The organism is Paenibacillus sp. B-A-8, from assembly GCF_048572915.1.
Classification (GTDB): domain Bacteria; phylum Bacillota; class Bacilli; order Paenibacillales; family Paenibacillaceae; genus Paenibacillus_AQ.
Genome location: NZ_CP183882.1, coordinates 1,140,610 through 1,159,422, shown reverse-complemented (window position 1 = coordinate 1,159,422; position 18,813 = coordinate 1,140,610). Strand labels below are relative to the sequence as shown.

Genomic DNA, 18,813 nt, shown 5'->3' with positions numbered 1-18,813 from the left:
GCTATTATTTTATCACCGAGGTGACAACAGCGCAATTTAAACTTTTTTATGATGCTGATTAACATTTCTTTTTGCGACACAGCTTTAGTGGACAAAAGTTTAAAAAAACCTCACTCTGCATAATTATGCACAAAGAACGCATAAGAACTTATGCAATGAAAGCGTTTCAAGGATTTTCATCACCTATGAATGTTTGCAAGAAAAAGGGTTTTAATGATTTGAACTCAAAAAAAGCGCCTCCCGAAGGAGACGCTTTTTTTATACTTTTTTCAAATTATACAGTCATAGCTTGTTCACTTTTCATTCCAGCTTCATTGTCCCGACTGCGGGTCATGAAGTAAGCGAAAGTAAGAGCAAGGAATCCAAGACCGAAGATTGCAAGTACACCTACGTCACTCCACATTGCACTGAAGTCCCCTGTAGAAATTACTGATTTAAGACCACTAACTGTGTAAGTCATTGGAAGCAGTGGGTTAAAGAATTTCATCCAGTTCGGGATCAATTCAAGCGGGAATGTTCCGGCACTAGTTGTTAATTGGAAAATAAGAATAACGATAACAACAAAACGTCCCGGTTGATCCAGCCAAGTAACAATGGATTGAACTACCCATGTGTACACTAAACTAGTCAAGAATGTAAATAGGAAGAACAATGGAACACTTTGTACTTCTAGTCCAAGTCCGTACAATACAACCACAGCAGCCAGCATAGACTGGATAAAGCTCATGATTGAGAAAGTAAGCGTACGGCTGATAAAACGATTCAGGCGGCTAGCGCCAATAACTGCTGATTCACGCATTGGAATAACAATCGTAGAAATCAGAGCACCTACGAACAACCCAAGGGATAAGAAGTAAGGAGCAAACCCTGTGCCGTAGTTCGGTACATGATTTACAACTTGATCCTCAACTACAACTGGTTGTGCGAACATTTCCATCATCTTATCTGACTTATTCACGCTGCCTGTTTGTTCAGCAGCTTCACCAAGCTTAGTTGCTAGTTCTGTTGATCCAGATTTCAGATCATCCATCCCATTCTTCAACTCGCCTGCACCGTCAGCCAATTGTTTGGAACCGTCAGCTACAGCACCAATACCGCTGCCTAGTTCACCAACACCACTGAGTAATTTCGTTGTACCATCTCCGAGAGCTTTACCACCCTCAGCAAGTTTGCTACCCCCAGCTGCAGCTTCACTAAGCTTCGCGCCGAATTGTTGCATACCTGCTTGCAGCTTATCGCCACCCGTTACAAGTGCAGATGCACCTTGTGCTAATTTTTGTTGTCCTGCCAAGAGCTGAGTGCTACCAGCATTTAATTGCTTTGCTCCGTCATGCAATTGAGTTACACCAGCATCAACCTGCTGCGAACCAGCATGCAGCTGAGTGGCACCTTGTACAAGCTGCTCTTGCCCACTGTGAAGTGCGCTTGCTCCTTGTACCAACTGTTGTTGACTTTGTTGCAGTTGTTCACTACCTTGTGCAACAGCTGCACTGGCTGCTAGGAGCTTCTGTACGGCTGGATTTTGTGCCAACTCAGGACTAGCCTGTGCCAATTGCTGCAAACCTTGAGCGACCGCTTTAGCGCCCTCAGTAACCTTAGTGCTGCCTTCTGCGGAAGCCTGTAATCCTGCTTCTAGCTTCGCGCTGCCATCAACGGAAGAGGTTAGACCTTCTTTCAGCTTCGCGCTGCCGTCAACTAAAGATTGTGTTCCTGCTTGTAGTTTAGTAGTACCATCTACAGCAGACTTCGTTCCTGCTTGAAGCTGTGTAGCACCTGTTACAGCTTGCTGCAAGCCATCACTAAGCTGTTTACTACCGGCAGCACTTTGTGCAACACCATCTTGAAGCTGTGTATGAGCGTCTGATAATTGTTGCAAACCGCCTGCCAATGTACTAGATCCAGTTTGCAGAGCCGTAGCACCTGCATTCAAGTCAGATACACCTTTAGTAAGTGGTTCTAAACCATTTTGAAGCTTGCCGGTTCCTTCAGTCAGTACAAGAAGATTCTCTTTCAGCTTCAAAGCGCCGTCATCCAGCTTGCCTGCACCGTCGGCGATCTTATTAGCTCCATCTCCCGCTTCACCGAGTCCTTTAGATACATCAGTGATCTGATTGAATACAGACTCTACATAAGCCTCTGTTACCTTAGCGGATACTTTAGATTTAATTTCTGCTACAGCCGTTCCACCGATTTGACCGGCCAAGAAGTTGTAGCCTTCATTTGGCTCATAAATAATTTTTGCCGGCTGTGGTTCATCATCCAAAAGCGTAGTTGCTTTAGCAGAGAAGTCTTCTGGAACAATAATCGCCATATAATAGGTATTGTCCTTCATTCCTGCTTGCGCTTCTTCTAGTGAAACAAAGTTCCATTGAAAGCCATCGGTTACCTTAAGCTCTTCAACCAGATCATCTCCGGCCTGAAGTTGTTTTCCTTCATAATTAGCACCGACGTCTTGGTTGACCACAGCAACCGGTAATTCATTCATCTTGCCATACGGATCCCAGAATGCCTTTAGGAAGAATCCGCTATACATCACCGGAATAAATAGGATGGCAATCATCGGAATCAGCACCTTTGGATTTCTCAGGGCTGCGCCAAGATCCTTGGTAAATACGGATAATGATTTCATTCTGGTTCTCTCCTTATGAGCTTATGCTCTCTTTAAAATGCTTTGTTTACGAAATATTGCGTAACACTAAGTGACTGTTTTCCCCATTTGGTCAATTTAGGGGATAAAAAAACGCCTTTCGGCCCTTCTTCAATGCCTAAAACAGCTTGAAAATTGTTAAGGGAAAGCGAATCTGATAACGCCATCCCTATCCTGAATCAACGCTTACTGTGCCAATCCTTCGGCGAGAAACAAATGAAAATACATCTTAATCTGTTCCTTGTCCAAGGGAGTATGTGTTTTATTCAGTTCAGCAGTCAATACAATATATAACCTGAACATGACTACAGATACGATTTTAGGATCGCAAGGTTTAATTTCTCCCTTTTGGAGCGCTTGTTGCACCTCCCGTTCTAAATATTCTAAAACTAAGTTCTCGATCTTCTCGAGCCCTTCTCCTGCCTGCGGCGTTCCGAATTCGCGACTCTCCTGGGAAAGCTTGATGAATAACTCCTGCTCACTTCGAAATTCCAGCAGGGCATCCAGCACACGATGCAGGTTATCAAAGAAAGGTCTGTCTCGCCTGATCTCGCGATCAGCAATCATCTTCATTTCTACCATCATATCGCGCAGGATCTCATCAAACAATTGCTCCTTGTTTGTAAAAAAGGTGTAAATGGTTCCTTTTCCAACATTTGCGATCTTTGCAACCTGATCCATGGTAGTCGCCTTATAGCCGAATAATGAAAAGGATTTTGCTGCGGCCTGAAGTACCTGCTGTCTTCGATCCACCACTGCCACCCGTGCCCACTTCCTTTCTCCAGAAAATATCATTACCGCCGACTTTCTGACCACTTTACTAATCCGGTCAATTGGTCATTCATTACTTTAACATGTAGCTCAGCAGTTTGCAATACTTTAGAAAATCTTTTATTTTTTTATTTATTGCAGGGTTTTAACTTTCTATTTACGTCTTATTTGTATAATGTGAGTAGAGAACAGTTTTCCCTAATCTATGTTAGAAGAAATTCCGCATTTCTATTGAAAAGGAAAGTAGCAGGTGAACTTATGCGAAAGAAAAGAGTACTGCTGTTTTCGGAAGGCTTCGGTACGGGCCACACAGGAGCAGCCTATGCTCTGGCCGAAGGGATAAAGCTACTGAATCCGGATGTCCAGTGCCGAGTCATCGAGCTAGGTAAATTTCTTAACCCGATGGTCGCCCCATGGATTCTTTCCGCTTACCGAAAAACAGTTAGCAGCCAGCCCAAGCTGGTCGGCATGATGTATAAGACACAATATCATAAATCATTGAACCCGTTGACTAAGATGGCACTTCACCGGATTTTTTATACACATGCCTCACAAGTAATCGAGCAGCTAAAGCCTGATTTGATTATTTGCACCCACCCCATTCCAGCCGCTGTCATTTCCAGACTAAAGCGTCGCGGATTGGAGGTACCGCTGTATACGTTAATTACAGATTATGATGCACACGGTAGCTGGGTAAATTCCGAGGTCAACCGATATCTCGTCTCTACCCCGCGCGTCAAATCTATTCTGACAGGCCGTGGGATCGCTCCAGAGCTTGTAACAGTCACCGGCATTCCAGTGCATCCGAAGTTCTGGGAACGTTCCAACAAGACGCAGCTCCGTAAGGAACTAGGTCTAGCAGATATCCCTACTGTACTCATAATGGGTGGAGGCTGGGGACTGATGTTCGGCAAAGAGATTATGAATTCACTCACAGCTAGAATGGATAACATCCAGCTTATCTTTTGTATGGGTAGCAACGAGAAGCTTATAGCCAAAATGAAGTCCAATCCAAGACTCAATCATCCTAACGTCAGGATTCTTGGATACACCAGTGAAATCAATAAACTGATGGATGCTTCCGACCTACTGATCACAAAGCCTGGAGGCATGACCTGTACGGAAGGTCAGGCGAAGGGAATTCCAATGCTCTTCTATAAAGCTATTCCAGGCCAGGAAGAGAAAAACTGCCAATATTTCGTAGAGCTAGGACTAGCAGAGGTGCTCGACTCTGAAGTAGTGGACAAATGGTTCTCTATGATGCTCCATGAGTATTCTGTTCTCGAAGAGCAGCGTAAACGCCGTCTTGCTCCAGATAAGCATCAGCCGCAAACCTGCGCGACTACTGTTCTGCAGATGTTAGGCAATCCGGTAGACAAAACAGCTGACATCAGAGGGGCAAGAGCTCAAGCCCGAGGCGAAGAAGCTGTGTGTATTACACCATAAAGAAAAGCAGGTAACCGGGGAACTCCCTAGATACCTGCTTTTTTTGTGTTAACATGTAATCTGGATTTACTATATTTCTATACCTTCGCCAGCTTTAAGCGGGAATCCTTCTACCCCTTCTTGACGCAGCCGATCACAAAAACCCACAGCATCCTGAGCAATATCCGGAAATGTATTGTAATGAAGCGGTATGACCTTATCTGCTCGCAGCCAGCGTGCAGCAAGGAGCGCATCATCCGGTCCCATGGTCAGCATATCGCCTATTGGCAGAGCTGCCAAGTCAATCGCAGTTCTCTCACCAATCAGACGCAGATCGCTGAACAGTGCAGTATCACCTGCATGGAATACCGTCTTCTCCTCTATCGTCAATAAAATCCCAGCGGGCTGTCCAGCATAAATCCAAAGGTCGCCTTCCTGAATCGATGAGGAATGAAACGCCTGAGTATATTTAACGGTAATGGCACCATAAATATGACTGCCACCTATATTCATATGTTTAACCTTGGCACCCTTCATTCGACAGTATTCTGCAAGCTCAAAAACAGCAAAGATCGGACAATCATTCTGTTTGGCAATTTGCACAGCATCTCCAAAATGATCAGAGTGACCGTGTGTCAGCAGAACAGCATCTACAGTAATGTCATCAGGTGAAATACCGGAGTTCGGATTTCCTGACAAAAAAGGGTCAATAATAACTTTCGCTTGCTCTGTCTCTACCAGCAGTGCTGAGTGTCCGTAATAAGTGATCTTCATGACAATTGTTCCACCTCCAGGGTTATATAGTCTAGTTTACCCTATAAATAGCTGAGGTTCACAGAATCGGTCATTTATTTATAAAAAGTATGATTGCCAATGGTCTTAACATACTCCTGTGAATGATGCACGGTAAGATCCTCCGCAAGCTTAAGTGATAGGAAAAAATAAGTATCATCGGGAACTTCTTTCACGCCAGAAAGCGCAGCGTTCACCGCTTTAATACTATCATCATTAGGCTTCACACGTTTAAGACGCCCGTTAGCTACAGGACTGAACTGGTGCTTTTGATAAATGACCTTATATATCGTGTCGGGGAAATTGGCTGACCGTAGCCTATTCAGAACAACGTTGGCAACTGCCACCTTGCCCTGGTACGGTTCACCTTCCGCCTCTGCCATTACAATTTTTTGTAGCAGAAGCAGTTCTTCTTCGGATACTGCGTAGCGCCGGGTTGCTTTACTTTGCTGCTCCTGGCTTAATAGCTCGGTCCGAGAGAAGTACAATGTTGTGAGGGGGTTTTTCTGAGATGCTGAGGCTGTCTTAACTACAGTCTGAGCACTCTTTGTTGCTGTTTCCGCCAATTGCGTCGCTTTCTGCGCAGTTGGACTAGATTGTACTACATCAGCCTTTACCCGAACTATGGAAGCTTGCGATGTATTTTGTAGCTTTATTTTATTCTTACTAAGCCATTCTACACCCTGCTCTGGTTTCCAAGCGGAACTGAACAGGTTAACTGTGTTATAAAGCTTATTCGTTTGTGAAACTTTATTAGTGCCCCTCGTCTTACTAGCTGTTGATTCTTCTTGCAAATAACTAATTATCGATGCTCGGCTGGTGGATTGCAACTTATCCATCTGCACACTATCTATTTTCCCCTCGGCAACCTGGTTAGGTTGCATTAAGCTTATGGCAGAGAAACACACTAGTATAACGCCAACAAGCAACGCGATATAGCGGTTTTGTTTAAAGATTAACATGATATTCCTCCTATTTCACGGCACATTCCTATTGTATGTAACCGAAAACGGAAGCTTTGAAAACTAAAATACCGATTTTAAAATGTAATATTTTCAATCATTTCATACATAGGAATGGCATACATTCTGGTAGCATACAACACAAAACTATCAATCGTCCAGTCTCTATGAAAGATTTCTGATCTTTTTTCATCATCCAATTTCAGTAAGTTTTCCAGCAATTTATCATCAAATGAAATTTTTCCAAGGTACTTTCGTGCCACTGTGAGATGCGGTTTGTACTCCCTAGATTCGGCTGAAAATCCTAATGGAAGTGTCGCAGTGTGTACTCTCTCAGCTAGTAAATTCAGCTCCTCTAATTCGCCAGAAACCCCTACCCATAACACTCTTGGAGCCTTTGGAAGACCAAATGTATTCCATTTGTCCAAGGATAGTTTAAAGGGGCGGCATTGCCCTGCCATCTGCTTCAACGCCATGATTAAATCCGGGATCTTCGTCTTTGGAGTGTCTCCCAAAAATTGCAGGGTAATATGATAATCCGCTGGATGAGTCCATTTTGCAAAATGAAACTCTTGAGATAGTTTAGAGCACTCTTCCGCGACAACTTGTTGAAGTACTGAGGGTAATTTCACAGCAATAAACAACCGTTCTGAATCTTTATCCGACACGTTAGCGTTCATATCAATTTCACCTTCTCCTATAGATTTGGTATCCTTATCCTATAACATTATCCATTTTCATCAAACCGTAGAGCAGGAGGAATACATCATGACTAAGTCCATAGTATGTTTACAACCACTTACCGCCGAGCAACAAGAAAGGGTCAAAGCAGCAGCACCCGGTTATACATTCACTCAAGGAGACGGGAAAAATCCGGATTTGCAGCTGCTCGCTGATGCTGAAATCGTAATCGGTTGGGGCAAAGGCATCGCCGATACCCTTCTTCGTCCAGATTCTCCCCTTCGCTGGGTTCAATCCTGGTCTGCAGGAATTGAGAAGCTTCCGCTGGAGCGTTTTAAGGAACGTGGAATCCTGTTAACTAGCGGGAGCGGAGTGCACGCCGAACCTATTTCTGCGGTAATCTTCGGCTTCATGCTTCTCTTCACGCGTAATTTGCATACAGCTGTTCGTAATCAGATGAACCGCTACTGGAATTCTGACGGCAGTGAAAGTGAGTTATTCGGTAAGACAGCCGTTATTGTCGGGACTGGAGCCATCGGCAGCGAAACAGCCAGAATTGCTAAAGCTTTCCGGATGAAGACGATCGGAGTAAGTCGCTCAGGCAAGCCACTCGCTGATTTTGATCAAGTGTATACCACGGACCACCTGCCAGAAGCTGTGAGCCAAGGTGACTTTATTATCAATATACTCCCAATTACCGATGAAACTAAGCATTTATTCGATACTGCAATCTTCTCTGCCTTCAAACAAGGCTCCTACTACATTAACGTTGGACGTGGTGCAACTACGGATACTGAGGCTCTAATTGATGCACTGAACCGCGGGCAGCTTAGAGGTGCCGGATTAGATGTATTCGAAACCGAACCGCTTCCGCAGGATCATCCGCTTTGGACTATGGACCAGGTAGTCATCACTCCTCATTCCGCTGGCGTAACCGATCAATACGCTAATCGGATCGTAAATATTTTTACCGAAAATATGAATTCCTATTTATCTACTGGCACTCCATCCCTGAATCTCGTTGATTATGCCCGCCAATATTAAATTTAACATTTGATTTTTAAGAACACTTGTTCTATAATGAAAAAAATCCTGGGATCACACTTAAAGAGAGCTTAGCTATAAACTAACCATACGAAACAGTCCCTGCTATCCATTAGGACAATCCTAATGGATAGCAGGGACCCTTATTTCACACATAAATCGCAGTGCTCTTATTTAGAAGCTATAATCTCGTCAATATAAGCTGTAGCCGTACCAGCTGTAGAAGGTGTAACAAACTGAATGCCAATAGCGTCTACTTTTTTCAAATTCGCAAGAGATAGATTGCTGAGATCAATTGTGAACTCCGTGAATCCATCTTGAGAAGCTATCTTAGCACCCGAATCTACCCATACTGCATAGCCTCCTAATTGAAGATACAGCTTAGCTTGTACGTCAGGATGATCGGAGACGATTCTAATTTTAGCAGCAAGCTTAGAGAATGAGCTCAGATCAAGAGCAGCTGCTTTTGAGACTGCTATAAAAGGATCTTTATCCTCTCCGTTCCATGTGAAATCAAGTTTCAAAGATTGCTTCCCTTCCGCATACACATCAGAAGATACTGTAGCTGAACCAGAATTCAAGGACCAGCCTTCATTTCCTGTTTCGAAGCCATAATGAACAGCTGGGACAGCTTTCTCCAGAGATACTTCCTTCAGATATAGATTCGAAGTTCCTCCATCATTGGAAACTTCTTCAATGATAATCCCAATCGTCTTCACAGCAGCCAAGTCTACTCCTGCGGTCGGTAGTGAGATAGATAATGTCGTATAACCCGTTGAATCTACAAGAACAGGATTGCCACTATCGGTCCATTTCCAGTCCGCACCTGTCTTGATGAACAGACGCGCTTTAGCTGTACCACCCGAAAGCTTAATCTTAGCACTGATTGAATCCAACCCTGTGATATTTAGCTTCTCAGGATTAATAGCAAGTTCAAAGGATTCTTTGGAGCTGCCATTTGCATTATTACCGGTATTAATCAAATCGAATTGTACACCTACCGCTTCTTCATTGGCATCAAATACTGGAAGCTGAGCATTGGCAGACGAGTGGTCTATAACCCACCCTGCAATATCAGATTGTTTAGTGAAGGCGTATAATACGCCAGGCGCATGTCCCTGTGAGCCTCCATTTCCTTCTTCCGACATATCCGGAAGTGTCCCATCATAAACCGCTTGAATATCATCAAAGTAAAGCGAACCTTCGTGGCTCTGTCCGTCCATCGCATTCACATACAAATTGAAGCTCTGAACTTGCTTCAGTCTTTCCTGAGTAAGCTCTCCGGCTTTTCCCCAGCTCATCTCAGTCAAATTCTTCAGACTTAGTACTATTTTACCGTTCTTGTCAGGATTAATGACCGGATAAGCTTCGAAATATCCTCCATCAATGACAAGCTGTACTACTAGCTTAAGCGGCTCACCTTTCTCAGCATAAGCGTTGTCTCCATCAGAAGCTACCCACATACTGAGTGCATTATAGTCGGACCAGTCCAATGAACCAAGACTTTTACCTACTCCGGTATAACCTGCATTATTAATCGTATAGTGCAACTGCATCCCGTAATCCCCGGATGCTTTATGCTCAGTACTTAAAGATACGCTCACATCATCTCCACCAGCCTTAGGATATTTCGCTGCTAAAGCTTCATTACTGGAGCCATAAGCTTCAAAATTATCCACCAGCGCCTTATCAGCAACAGGAGCAGTATACGTATTATAAAGACCGATTTGATCTACGTAGATTGGCAATTCACCTTCGACTTCCAAACCACTGCCAACAATAGATATTGCTAGTCCTGTCGCTTCCGCTGATTTAGCGGCATTATCCAGATCAATCGAAACATCAAATTTATAATATTGTGTTCCATCTACGATAACTTTCTCTAAATCGGACAAAGATTTATAGGATGAGTCCATGCCATACTTCGTATCCCAATCTGGCGGCAACTGAATCACACTGCGTACCGCAGCATTGTTAGCGCCATTTTGTGCAGTCTCCGGAATCAACACTGTGAACTTCACACGTGTAACTTGGGAGAGATCTACTCCATCCAGCGCCAGATCATTCAATTGTAGCTTCAATTCCTGCCAAGTATCCTCGGCGGATAGCCCTTCTGTAATGTTAATAACGAGCTTACCGTCAGCATCAAGTGACGCATGTTGTAATACAGTCTTGATCGTTTCTGCGTTATTTGTAAGCCCAGACCAAGTACCATTGTTTTGGATTTGCTCCAAATCCTTCTCCGTATCAAAAGTAATCACTTTTATTGGCACTTCTTTGATTTTTAAGAATACGGAGTTAGTTTGCGTAAGAGTAGCATCTCCGGTTCCGTATGCTCTCACTGTAATCTCAGTTGAACTGCCGTTGAGACCAGCGTCTGGCTGCCATGAAGCGCTATAGTAACCATCCGCACCTAGCGTCATTTCCACCTCTACTCCAGAATCAGCCACAGTATAAGTCACTTTGCTAGGCACTGCATTTAATACCTTGGCCCGAATGACGGTTACGGCATCTGTTATTGTACTGATATTATTTGGAGTTACGATGTGCATGAAAGGTTTCTTTCCTGCTACTTCAACCTCGAGATTGTACTTATTATCATCCTTCACATCACTCGCAAATGCCGTGAAATCATCTTTATAGAAATTCACAAAATCGGGAAGCAACTCATGATCTGCTTTGTTAGGAACACTCTTATAAGGAACATACAGATTATTACCTTCACCGAAGTTTGCCCAAGTCAGCATATACGATATTTTTGCCGCATCAGGGTCAGCCTTGATCGCATTCAATACTTTAGTGAACCATTCCAGCTCATTATTGCCTGTTGTTTTCATACCAGCTGCACTATAACCATATTCAGATAGGGTAACAATCTTACCTTTGTCTTGAGCAAGCTGAGAAATCATCTTAAGGTCTTTAACAAGACCACCCAGGAAAGCTTCCGAACCGGCATTATCCTTATTGTCATACTGGTCCATTCCAAGAATATCAACAAATTGATCACCTGGATAAGTCGTTAAATATTCGCTTTCATTTCCGTTAAAAGATCCGTTTGGTGAGAAGACATAAAGGAAGTTATGAACGCCTTTAACATCACGCAGGTATTCAACTGTATATCTGTACAGTTCCGCGTATTCACTCTTCGTCGTTGTAGCCGCACCCCACCAGAACCAGCCTCCGTTTTGTTCATGGAAAGGTCGGAACAGGACTGGAATCAGGTCGCCCTCATCATCTTTTAGATTATTGGCAAAATTAGCGATACGATCGAGGTATTTATTAAGCTCTCCATTCTTATCTCCGCCCGGCAATATACGCGATACCACCGAATGACTCGCTCCCGGAGTATTACTAGTATCCTTAAAATCTCCACCCGTCACCATGTTATAAGGATGTGTACTTAGCGTAACAATACCACCCAAATCATGTGCCTGCTTCATGGCAGCGGATAGTCCTAATCTACTCGCTTCATAATCTCCGCTAACTCCAGGAGGATTCTCATATCCATCTAAGCTAAGTGTATCCCAACCAAAAACTGCAGGATAATCACCGGTGGAGCTGTATACGTCAGAAATAACATTTCCATTCTTATCCTTACCAGCAAAAGAGACAGTAGTATCATGCTGATGCCCGAACATGATCTGTTTGCCGCTCATGCTGTCCAGATAAGCAAACAGCGATTTGGTAGCGGCCGATGCATCAACGTCAACGATATGAATTCCAGCTTCCGGTGTTGCCGTTGGAGCAACTGTTGCCGTAGGTTCTGGAGTAATCGTCGGTACTGGTGTTGCTGTAGGCGCTATACCCGTACCCCCTGAGCCACCAGGTGCTGGCGTGCTTGTTCCTTGTCCAACAAGAACTCCATCCTTCACAGTGTATGTTCCCGCTACTAAAGTCACTCCATTAAAGACAACAGAGGAAGCACCTACTACAAGCTTACTAATGGTACCTTTAGTTGTAATCAATGTTCCCGTAGCAGCACTACCAATCACAAGCTGATCAATTATAGAACCTGAACCTACTTCTATAATTGAAACGCTATCAATAGTCAACTGAGTGATTACTGTCCCGCCATCTACAACGACCCGTACTTTCCCTTCAGGACGATTCACTTTTACAGAAGCCAATTTAGAGTTTTTCAAATGAATCGAATGCTCTCCACCACCAGATACAAAAACATTACCTTTCACAGTTGCATCCTCTAAAACACCCTCACCATTACCTATCCCGGAGGTTAAATAAAGATTACCTGAGACAGCCGCATTCTTAAGTTCAACCCCACTACGGTTTATGACAACATTCCCTTGGATATCTCCTCCAGTGAATGTACCCGCTGTATTGTAGTATCCGCTAACCAATCTGTCCACGATAGTAACTACCTCTGCTCTTGTAATCGAGTCGTTTGGACGAAATGTACCGTCTGGATAGCCGGATAGAATTCCGCTCAATGCCCCGATCGCATCTTTAGCATAAACGCTGATGGATGCTTGATCTGCAAATGTACTCGCTTTAGTCCCTGGCTCCAGTGAAAAAACAGAAGCAAGTAATGTTGCGGCATCTTGACGAGTGACTTCAGCATCCGCTTTCGCTTTATTGTCAGGAAAACCTTTATAATAACCAGCTTGTTTCGCAATAGATAAAGCGCTTGCATACCAAGCTTTAGCAGGCACATCCGAGAATGACGTTTCCGAAAGAGTGCTAAATCCAAATAGCTTATTAATGATACTTACAAGCTCAGCACGCGTAACTTTATGATCCGGCTTAAAAGAACCGTCCGGATAACCTTGAACAACACCGTTACCTTGCCACTTATCTACACTTTCTCCAGCCCAGTGCGTCTTGAGGTTTTCTTTTGTTTTTCCGTTAGCTAACGCAGGTGCAGCCATTGTAACAAGCATTATTGCTGTAAGAAATAGAATCAAGCTTTTTTTGAACCTCTTCATTCAATTTACCTCCTGTTTTGTAAAGGTTTTCATTTTGTTCAAGTACAAAACTCGACTTCTTTATCAACCTCCCAATTTATTTCCAATAACAATTTAGTTATTATATTAGCACCAAACACCTATATTAACAATAACTTATTCACAAAAATAATAGTTTTGTTAGAAAATAGAGTCGTTAAGCGGGTTAATTGGCATTTATACATTTAAAGAATAGCTAACAAAATACTAACAAAATATATATGGTTCACCAAAAGACAAAAAAGCAGGTCTCCAATTCATTGGAGACCTGCTTTAATCTTCACCTTTATTTAATCCAAATCATAAATCGATCCGACTTTCAATCCATATAGCTCATTATATATTTTTTCAGCAAAGGCATCCGTCATCCCTGCGATATAATCAATCACCATATGTTCCCAAGTCCAGATGGGATTGGCTTGTTTCTGATCTTTCTCGAAGCGTTGCAGCCAATCTGAGGGAATAATGGCTTTGGACGTCTGCGGATCAAGAAAAGCTCCCCATAAACGGCGTAAAATCCACTCACTACGCTTCTGTAGCCGCTGCACACGTAGATCACGAATCATCGTAACCCAAGCAAAGCTTTTCAGCACGCTTACGGTCCGCAGCATATCCTCATCTTCTTTTCCTTCCTTTATAAAGGTGACCTTCTTCCAGTCTCCATCAGGAATCACACCTAAACTTGCAACAAAGGTGCTTACCCAATAAGCCTTAACTTCACGCCGAGTTCTGGAATAGTCATTCTCGCAAGTTGGCATCTTTTCCATCCATACTCTAAGAAATGAACTAAGCACCTCTTCAACCTTAGCGCGAATACCTTCCTCCTCCCAACCCTTCCAAAAGAAATCCTCTAACGTTGTGATCTTCTCCACGATTAGTCGTTGAATATAGGAATCATGCATAAAGTGTTCATGCACTTCAATCTTTCCAGCCTTAATTCCATCCTCCAAATCATGTGCAGAATAGGCGATATCGTCGCAAAGGTCCATCAGTTGAGCTTCCAACGTTTTCTTCCCTGCCGGGATTCCCCACTCTTTGCGAATCTCCGAAATATATGCCCACTCATGAAGGTACATCCCCTTTTTTAACGAGGTGCCGGGAAAAGGATATTTGTTAACTCCGAGGAGCACGGCATCCGACAGATTTAGTCCATCAATGTTCTCACGCTTCTCTAGAAACATAATCAATCGAAAGTTATGAGCGTTGCCTTCAAAATGTTCATAGCGCTGCTTCATCTGCTCATGAATGAACAACTTATCAGCACCCGTTGCACCAGCTTGTTGTGCAGCCTCATTCGTCTTTTTTTCAATTAGCTGCTCCAGTATGCTATCTAGCACCTCTTCCCCTTTATGACCGAAGGGCGGATGACCAAAGTCGTGTGCTATGGCCGCGCATTCTACGACCTCTGGATCTATAACAAGCCCCGGATTCTCCGCCTTACTTGTCTCCACCTCTGGGTAAGATCTAAGCAGACTTTTCGCTGCCTCTCGAGCAATTTGTGCGACTTCAAGTGAATGAGTTAGGCGTGTCCGGTAATAATCACCCGTGCCAGCCCCGAACACTTGAGATTTGCCTTGCAGCCTACGAAAAGTAGGCGAATGAATCAAGCGTGAGTAATCACGCTCATAAGCAGCTCTCGACGTTTCTAGGCGGGTAATTTCCGGATACTGCCGGTGTTCTCTTTTCTCAATAAGTGTCATAATCCCACCCCTAACCAAATGTCTGTATATTGAACTTCATTATAAGGCATTTTCATAACAATTTTCACATCAAAATACAATTGCTATGCCAATCCCAAACTCCAATGGAAGTAATCCACCAATCTAAAAGCAACTGAAATGGAGATATTAATCTTCGTAGGGAAAAAACATCTAGGAGGAATCCACTAAATGATTATGAAGAAATTGTCCGTAGCTCTTTTATCCACTTGCTTAATGCTATCCGTTGCTTCTGCGGCTTCCGCTGCACCAGTCGAAACGAAACATGAGAAAAAAGTACATGCTGAGAAAATAAAGAAAGAAAAAGAACATAAAATGCATGAAAAGAAAATGAATATGAAGAGTCACTCCACTAAAGGAATTCATGCAAAGAGCATGAAGGCTAAGAGCTTAAAAGCAAAAAGCATTAAAACTAAAAGCATTCAAATGAAAGCAACTAAAATGCCAAAAACAGGCCACGGCGGTGCTAGCGAACAAACTGAATAGGGAGGATGAAAGAGGGGGAATCCCCTCTTTCTTTTCTTAAACATGAAAAAATGGATATATTCATTAATCTTGATTGTCATCACTTTAACCACTGCCAGTTGTAATGACTCACACTCACAGGAAAGCAGTCCAGAAACTAAGCCGTTGCAAACAAAGCAACAAGAAATGATAATAACTCCTACTACAGCTATTCGAAAGAATGATATTAATATTAAACCATCATTACCCAAACCTATTATGCCTACTCAGCTAAACATTCCAGCGATTAAGGTAAGCGCCAAAATAGAACCGGTTACTTTGCTCTCTGATGGACAAATGGACGTCCCTACAGACACCAATATTGCCGGAATTCTATACCCAGGAATTTTGCCAGGTGCAAAGGGCAATGTAATTATAGACGGACATGTGGACAGTTATATAGGTCCAGCTGTCTTTTTCAAACTCAAAAAGCTCAAGCATGGCGATGAAATTACCGTCTCTAATTCAGACGGACGAAAACTAACTTATATTGTAGAGTCTGTAGAAATCTTCAATACTGCTGAAGCACCCTTGGAACGAATTTTCGGAAAGTCTACTGAAGCTAGAATGAATCTTATTACTTGCACAGGCAGATATAGCAGAAAGAAGAAAGAACATGAAAAAAGGCTGATTGTCTTTGCAAAACTGAAACTATGAATATTTTGACCATTCAAAGGAGCATTCTAAAATAAAAAAAACAGGTGAATTCATGAAAACTAGCAGCAAAATTATGATGACTACCCTCTCTCTCTTGTTATGCTTCACGAACTCTGCTCTAGGTAGCCCAAGTAAAAACCGCGACTACTACGAAAAAAGAGGAGACATGATTTGGGAAGTACATACTAACCAAAAAGTGATTGCATTGACGTTTGATGACGGTCCTGACCCTTCTGAAACCGATCAAATATTAAAGGTATTGAGTCAATATCATGCAAAATGCACCTTTTTTGCTATTGGAAAAAGAATTGCAACATATCCAGATGTGGCGAAACGAGTCATTTCCGAAGGGCATGAATTAGCTAACCATACCTACAATCACGTTTATTTTAGAAAACCTATTAATAAGGCCCAGTTTGAGCGAGAGCTGAAATTAACTGAGGAAGAAATTATAAAGGTCTCTGGAAAGCATAGCTCTTTGTTCAGACCTCCAGGTGGAATGTATGATGAGACACTAGTTGATATTTCGAATAATATGGGATTAAAGCCTATTTTATGGTCCTGGCATCAGGATACACGGGACTGGAATCGCCCTGGGGTTCAGAGTATCGCGAATAAGGTTATTCGAAATGCACATAATGGCGACATCGTTCTGTTTCATGACCATGTACATGGTCAATCTCAGACCAGAGAAGCGCTTAAAATTATTTTACCGGAATTAGAAAAGCAAGGTTATCGATTTGTCACCGTATCAGAATTGATCAAATTATCCAACACACAGCAGGCGGGTAAACCACAATAGCCTAATTGCACAGGACTTCAAAATAAGGTAGTCTTGTCCTATTATGAAGTTCTGGAGGCTTTTATCATGTCTGATAATACATCCTATACGGCTGAGGAAATCGCACGCTTACTAAAGATCTCTAAATTAAAAGTATATGACCTGATCAAAAAAGGGGAGCTTCCCTCCTACCGTGTAGGAAAACAGATGCGAGTCGATCAATCCGATTTAGAAGCTTACAAACAAAATACCCGGAGTGGCATTGCCCCATCGACATTACCACTGACTTTTGCTGGGGCGAATCTAACTCAAGTTGCCTCACATTCTGGCCACGTTAACAGTAAAGCTGCAGGACAGAGCCTCGTGATTACGGGTCAGGATATGTCACTCGATATTCTAGCCACATATTTGGAACGTTCCTTGCCTACTGAGCGCCCACTTCGTTCCTACGCGGGCAGTCTCGATAGTTTAATTGCCATGTATCATGGAGAATCGGACATCGTTAGTACTCATCTGCTCGACGGCGATACTGGAGAATATAACCTTCCCTATATCCGTAAAATACTTGTGGGCTTCCCTTATGTTGTAGTCCGTCTGTTGACTCGGAGTGCAGGATTATATGTTCAAAAGGGAAACCCTAGAGGTCTCCATGAGTGGTCTCATCTCCAACAGGATGGACTTACACTGATCAATAGAGAACGAGGCGCAGGCGCACGCGTCTTATTGGATGAACAACTTCGATTGCACGGCATTCCTGCTGCAAGCCTATCTGGATATGAGCAGGAAGAGAATAGCCATTTAGCGGTCGCTGGTAAAGTGGCACGAGGAGAAGCCGATGTGGCCATCGGTACCGAAAAAGCTGCCAAAATTGTCGACGGCATTGATTTCATCCCCTTGATTCAAGAGTGTTATGATCTCGTAATGCTAAAGAAACCGGAGCATGAGCAGTGGATCACCGCCGTGATTGATATTTTGCGCTCGCCAGCCTTTCAAAGTGAGCTTGGGTCCATTCACGGATACGATCTCACGGAAACAGGGACGATTATTTACGAGACTTGATAAAAAGGGTACATCCGTTAAAAGTATAAAGGAGCTATTCTCCAAATTACCGGAGAATAGCTCCTTTATTTTTCTAATGAATGATGGATTAACAGTCCGTTCGCGGAGCCACTTCTCACGCCCCAAATTAAGTACGCCGGTTCACAAACATCAACATCACAGCAGACATAACAATGATGGAGCACACCCACATCCAAGCAAGCGTCATGTTGCCGCCATCCACCGCGACATAGATCGCTGTAGGAACAGTCTGTGTACGGCCAGGAATATTACCAGCTACCATGATCGTAGCACCGAATTCTCCTAGCCCTCTAGCAAAACCCAGCACATACCCTGCAGCTAGTGAGCGACCTGCAAGGGGCAATGTGACATATCGCAGTACCTGAAGTTCACTCGCTCCCTGTGCACGCGCCGCATCTTCAAGATCCGCTTCCACGCCTTCAAAGCCCGCCTTCACCGTACGGTAGACGAGAGGAAAGGCTACAACAACCGCGGCGATAACCGCAGCCCCCCATGTGAAGAGAATCGTATGCTCCGTCATCTGTTCATACCATCTGCCAATCCAGCTGCGTCGACCTAAAACGACCAACAGAACAAATCCTACAACGGTCGGCGGCAATACGAGAGGGAGTAGCATTACAGTCTCGACCAAGGTATAACCTGGGAATTTCCGACCTGCCATAGCCTTCGCTGCAGCTGTTGCCAGAATGAACACAATAATACTGGTAATTACTGATATTTTAACGGAAAGCCATACCGGGGCGAAGAAATCAGTCCAGTTTATTTCCATCCTTATTCACCCCGATTCTAC

Annotated in this window: 14 protein-coding genes; 6 read left to right on the top strand and 8 right to left on the bottom strand. The window is 43.4% G+C overall.

The window, feature by feature from the left end; all coding sequences use genetic code 11:
• Positions 1–274: 274 nt before the first annotated feature.
• Together ACN6MV_RS05140 and ACN6MV_RS05135 are read right to left on the bottom strand one after the other, a co-directional pair.
• A complete protein-coding gene (locus ACN6MV_RS05140; protein WP_375104898.1) occupies positions 275–2,629 on the bottom strand; it encodes a YhgE/Pip family protein in 2,355 nt (784 codons plus the stop codon).
• A gap of 204 nt (positions 2,630–2,833) precedes the next feature.
• Positions 2,834–3,409: a TetR/AcrR family transcriptional regulator gene (locus ACN6MV_RS05135; RefSeq protein ID WP_094871433.1), complete on the bottom strand. Its 576-nt coding sequence runs from the start codon at positions 3,407–3,409 to the stop codon at positions 2,834–2,836.
• Positions 3,410–3,676: 267 nt separating this feature from the next.
• Between ACN6MV_RS05135 and ACN6MV_RS05130 the strand changes: the two genes are divergently transcribed.
• Positions 3,677–4,864 (top strand): MGDG synthase family glycosyltransferase, encoded by a 1,188-nt coding sequence (locus ACN6MV_RS05130; protein WP_076119887.1) that lies wholly within the window; start codon positions 3,677–3,679, stop codon positions 4,862–4,864.
• A gap of 69 nt (positions 4,865–4,933) precedes the next feature.
• Here ACN6MV_RS05130 and ACN6MV_RS05125 read toward each other — a convergent pair whose 3' ends face one another.
• From ACN6MV_RS05125 to thpR, 3 genes are all read right to left on the bottom strand, one after another.
• Complete coding sequence (locus ACN6MV_RS05125) at positions 4,934–5,617, bottom strand: metal-dependent hydrolase (RefSeq protein ID WP_375104897.1); 684 nt, start codon at positions 5,615–5,617, stop codon at positions 4,934–4,936.
• A gap of 74 nt (positions 5,618–5,691) precedes the next feature.
• Positions 5,692–6,597, bottom strand: coding sequence for a cell wall hydrolase (locus ACN6MV_RS05120; protein WP_419885845.1), 906 nt, complete (start codon positions 6,595–6,597; stop codon positions 5,692–5,694).
• 77 nt (positions 6,598–6,674) lie between these two features.
• On the bottom strand, positions 6,675–7,277 hold the full coding sequence (gene thpR / locus ACN6MV_RS05115; protein ID WP_419885844.1) for an RNA 2',3'-cyclic phosphodiesterase: 603 nt from the start codon (positions 7,275–7,277) through the stop codon (positions 6,675–6,677).
• A gap of 88 nt (positions 7,278–7,365) precedes the next feature.
• Between thpR and ACN6MV_RS05110 the strand changes: the two genes are divergently transcribed.
• Positions 7,366–8,322, top strand: coding sequence for a D-2-hydroxyacid dehydrogenase (locus tag ACN6MV_RS05110; RefSeq protein WP_042124481.1), 957 nt, complete (start codon positions 7,366–7,368; stop codon positions 8,320–8,322).
• A 170-nt stretch (positions 8,323–8,492) separates the two neighbouring features.
• On the opposite strand, the gene ACN6MV_RS05105 is transcribed toward ACN6MV_RS05110, so the two are convergent.
• Together ACN6MV_RS05105 and ACN6MV_RS05100 are read right to left on the bottom strand one after the other, a co-directional pair.
• Positions 8,493–13,265: a glycosyl hydrolase gene (locus ACN6MV_RS05105; protein ID WP_419885843.1), complete on the bottom strand. Its 4,773-nt coding sequence runs from the start codon at positions 13,263–13,265 to the stop codon at positions 8,493–8,495.
• A 308-nt stretch (positions 13,266–13,573) separates the two neighbouring features.
• A complete protein-coding gene (locus tag ACN6MV_RS05100; RefSeq protein WP_042124479.1) occupies positions 13,574–14,983 on the bottom strand; it encodes a deoxyguanosinetriphosphate triphosphohydrolase family protein in 1,410 nt (469 codons plus the stop codon).
• Positions 14,984–15,172: 189 nt separating this feature from the next.
• Between ACN6MV_RS05100 and ACN6MV_RS05095 the strand changes: the two genes are divergently transcribed.
• The 4 genes from ACN6MV_RS05095 to ACN6MV_RS05080 all read left to right on the top strand — a co-directional run bounded on the left by ACN6MV_RS05095 (position 15,173) and on the right by ACN6MV_RS05080 (position 18,002).
• A complete protein-coding gene (locus ACN6MV_RS05095) occupies positions 15,173–15,487 on the top strand; it encodes a hypothetical protein (protein ID WP_052414463.1) in 315 nt (104 codons plus the stop codon).
• A 144-nt stretch (positions 15,488–15,631) separates the two neighbouring features.
• Positions 15,632–16,162 (top strand): class F sortase, encoded by a 531-nt coding sequence (locus tag ACN6MV_RS05090; protein WP_419885842.1) that lies wholly within the window; start codon positions 15,632–15,634, stop codon positions 16,160–16,162.
• 52 nt (positions 16,163–16,214) lie between these two features.
• Entirely contained in the window at positions 16,215–16,964 is a 750-nt protein-coding gene (locus tag ACN6MV_RS05085) for a polysaccharide deacetylase family protein (RefSeq protein ID WP_052414462.1), read from the top strand.
• 66 nt (positions 16,965–17,030) lie between these two features.
• Complete coding sequence (locus ACN6MV_RS05080) at positions 17,031–18,002, top strand: substrate-binding domain-containing protein (protein WP_042124475.1); 972 nt, start codon at positions 17,031–17,033, stop codon at positions 18,000–18,002.
• Positions 18,003–18,129: 127 nt separating this feature from the next.
• Here ACN6MV_RS05080 and modB read toward each other — a convergent pair whose 3' ends face one another.
• The gene (gene modB / locus ACN6MV_RS05075; RefSeq protein ID WP_419885841.1) at positions 18,130–18,792 is read right to left on the bottom strand and encodes a molybdate ABC transporter permease subunit; all 663 of its coding nucleotides are present in this window, start codon (positions 18,790–18,792) and stop codon (positions 18,130–18,132) included.
• Positions 18,793–18,813 lie beyond the last annotated feature (21 nt).